The organism is Compostibacillus humi (assembly GCF_014637175.1).
In the GTDB taxonomy this organism is placed as follows: domain Bacteria; phylum Bacillota; class Bacilli; order Bacillales; family Amphibacillaceae; genus Oceanobacillus; species Oceanobacillus humi.
On sequence record NZ_BMEV01000124.1, the window covers coordinates 1 to 3,168 of the forward strand.

Genomic DNA, 3,168 nt, shown 5'->3' on the forward strand with positions numbered 1-3,168 from the left:
GTATGCCCAAAATCAGGATTTTACTACCATTCACCTTTATCATTTATCATGTTTATCGAAATTAACAGCTCTTACTTGTTTAGATAACAAAAAATCATTGGATTTGGTATCAATTAAATCTTCATTGGAAGTATGAATAATTCAGGATAAAATCTATAAATAACAACTAATACGAGGAGGAATTACCATGAGTAATAGGAGTGTGTGGTCATTAAAGCTATCAACAGCAGCTATTGCACTTATTCCAGCCGCAATCGGTATCAATTATTTAGGAAAATTAGTAGCAGGACTATTAAAATTGCCATTATGGTTGGATTCAATTGGCACCGTTCTGTCAGCCATGTTGGCTGGTCCCATTATCGGTGCTCTTTCCGGAATGATCAATAATATTATATACGGTGTCACAGCGGATCCGATCTCAACCGTTTATGCCATTACAAGTGGTGTCATTGGCTTAATTGTCGGGGTAATGGCATATAAAGGCTGGCTGAAAAATTTCAAGACGGTCATCGTTGTCGGTTTGGTGGTTGGTTTAGCTGCTGCAGTCATTTCCACTCCACTAAATCTTATTTTCTGGGGCGGTCAAACTGGTAACGTTTGGGGAGATGCATTTTACGCCTTTTTAGTTTCCAATGATGTTCCTGTTTGGCTAGCATCCTTTGGGGATAGTGTTGTTGTAGATGTCCCAGATAAATTGGCTACAGTAATCGTTGGTTATTTGATTTTCAAGGGGTTGCCTAACAACTTTATTTCTATTTTCCAAGGTCAAGATAAAATTGAAGAATTGTAAGGATTGATTGACATGAGTACGATGACGCTTTATGCAGACAGAGATTCTGTTATCCATAATCACGTATCCCCCTTGACAAAAGTATTGTATGTGGTGGTCAGTATTGCCATCACATATATTTATCCAGATTTACTTTTCGTACTGCTCGTCACTCTATTTAGTGGGTTGATGCTTACGCTTGGAAAACTATCATGGCTTCTGACGATTCCAGTGTGATAAGATAAGTCATGTGCCATGCAAGCATCTGTTAAAACGGAAAAGAGCTGACCTTGCTCCTTTTGGATGAGCCGACTTTCGGCCAAGATGCGCATTCGAATCAAGAACTCATGAACCTATTGTCCAAAAAGCATCAGGACGGCGCAACGCTGATTATGATTACGCATGATATGGATCTCATCCATGAGTATGCGACACGCGTAATCGTCATCAAAGATGGCAAAGTCGCAGCGGATTGTTCACCAGCTGAATTATGGAAAGTTGAACCGGGATGTATAGAAAAATGGCAACTTGAACAGCCCATTGCCGTTCAACTGAGTAATATATATGAAAAGGAAATGGAATATGTTTCTACAACGACTTAATCCAAGCGTCAAAGCAGTGACAATCATTGTATTTATCATTTTTCTCGCGATGATTTTCGAACCTGTCACACCACTGCTTTTTTTAATGTGGACCATTTTTGTCACGTTCATTTTTGGAAAGGTGGATGTGAAAAAGTATCTGCTTTATTTCGCCCCATTCATCATTTTTGCTCTGGGAATGTTTTGGACATCCATCGTTTTTGCTGATACACCGAATCATCCGGACGATGCGATACGATTTTTTGGCATCGACTTTCCGAAAGAGTCGGTACTTACCGCTCTTGCACTTACATTACGTATACTGAATGTCGCTGCACTGTCCTTACTATTCGTTTTTACGACAAACACGGTTCACTTCATACTAAGTATGATGCAGCAATTAAAGCTTCCGCCTAAAATCGCTTATGGCGTGTTGGCGGGGTATCGATTCCTGCCGATGCTTAAAGATGAGTTGAAGCTGATTCATGATGCCCATCGCATCCGGGGAGTGAACCAGGCAAGAACAGTGAAAGAGAAATGGCAAAATTACAAACGCTATGTCATCCCCCTTCTGGCAAGCGCCATCCGAAAGGCCGAGCGAACGGCAATGGCAATGGAGTCAAAAGGCTTCACCGGAGATAAACATCGAAGTTTCTATCGGCAATTCAAGATCCAAAAACAAGACTTCATCTTCCCTGTGTTGATGTTGTTCGGATTTATGTTTTCTTATCTTATTGCGATTCAAATCGGATGAGCGGTGAACAGAAAATTCTACATTTAGGATTAAGAAGAAATCAGAGAAGTGGATGAACGTGAAATTCCATTACGTAAATGCCGTCGCAACAGGTATTACCTTTATCACTGAGGGTAGGATGATGCGGCTGTGATCCATCACGAAATTGAAGCAATGATAGAATGCGGGGATGTTTCGCAGTCCATTATTTCATAAGCTTGGATGGGGACGCTCATGAATGACTGATGAGAGTGTTCCTCATCCAGCTGGCAATACTTGATGAATGAAAAATTTACAAAAATCCATGAGTTGTCATTGGACTTCTCATGGTCAGCCAAAAAACTTTCGAAATGTTTGATCAGAATTCGTGGAACGAAATGATTTAGAATATGGATACCTATTATAGAAATTCACAATCAACAACCGGAGTCGGACGTCGGGATGTTCAATATAACGTCCTCTCATGTGGTAAGGACTGTTCGAACCATACAGAAAATAAGATAAAAAACCAATCACTTCCGAAGTATCTTCTCCATTTCTGATTCAAGCCGATAAACCCTCTTATTTAACGCTTCTGACCTGTCATCGACATATCTCTCCAACTTGTCATGATACTGTCCGAAACTACTAATAATATCTTTAGATAATCGACGTTGTTCCTGTTTAAACTCAGACAATTCTTCTTTAATATTTGATACGTCAATCTTAACCGAGGACAATTCTTCTTGAATCGTTGATATATCAGTCTTAACCGAGGACATTTCACCTTGAATCGTTGATATATCAGTCTTAACCGAGGACATTTCACCTTGAATGTTGTAAATCAGCACATTATCCCAGCACCAGTTTATCAAAATAAACCGGTCTAAAATCTGGAATAATGTGATTATTTTTCACTTTATTTCAGAATTTGAAAATTTTTAAGCACTTTATTTCAGTCAAAATACATAAAAAGATCCCCCCTAAAAAGGGCGTATTGTCAAAAATTTATAGATAAAATCTAGATGATTTATTGATATATAAGGTTTTATAAACAAAAAACTTGCCACCCCCATTGTTTTAGGGTATTAGTGAGGTAACCACAC

4 protein-coding genes are annotated in these 3,168 nt (G+C 39.0%); 3 read left to right on the forward strand and 1 reads right to left on the reverse strand.

Features of this window, described 5'->3' with window-relative positions:
• The first annotated feature begins 187 nt into the window (after positions 1-187).
• From IEV18_RS16590 to IEV18_RS16600, 3 genes are all read left to right on the forward strand, one after another.
• Positions 188-790: an ECF transporter S component gene (locus IEV18_RS16590; RefSeq protein ID WP_188393470.1), complete on the forward strand. Its 603-nt coding sequence runs from the start codon at positions 188-190 to the stop codon at positions 788-790.
• 278 nt (positions 791-1,068) lie between these two features.
• Positions 1,069-1,371 carry an ATP-binding cassette domain-containing protein gene (locus IEV18_RS16595; protein WP_188393471.1) on the forward strand — a complete coding sequence of 101 codons (303 nt, stop codon included), beginning with the start codon at positions 1,069-1,071 and terminating at the stop codon, positions 1,369-1,371.
• A complete protein-coding gene (locus IEV18_RS16600) occupies positions 1,352-2,104 on the forward strand; it encodes an energy-coupling factor transporter transmembrane component T family protein (RefSeq protein ID WP_188393472.1) in 753 nt (250 codons plus the stop codon). The genes IEV18_RS16595 and IEV18_RS16600 overlap by 20 nt, the downstream gene beginning before the upstream one ends.
• A gap of 491 nt (positions 2,105-2,595) precedes the next feature.
• On the opposite strand, the gene IEV18_RS16605 is transcribed toward IEV18_RS16600, so the two are convergent.
• Positions 2,596-2,913 (reverse strand): coiled-coil domain-containing protein, encoded by a 318-nt coding sequence (locus IEV18_RS16605; protein ID WP_188393473.1) that lies wholly within the window; start codon positions 2,911-2,913, stop codon positions 2,596-2,598.
• Between the last annotated feature and the right edge of the window lie 255 nt (positions 2,914-3,168).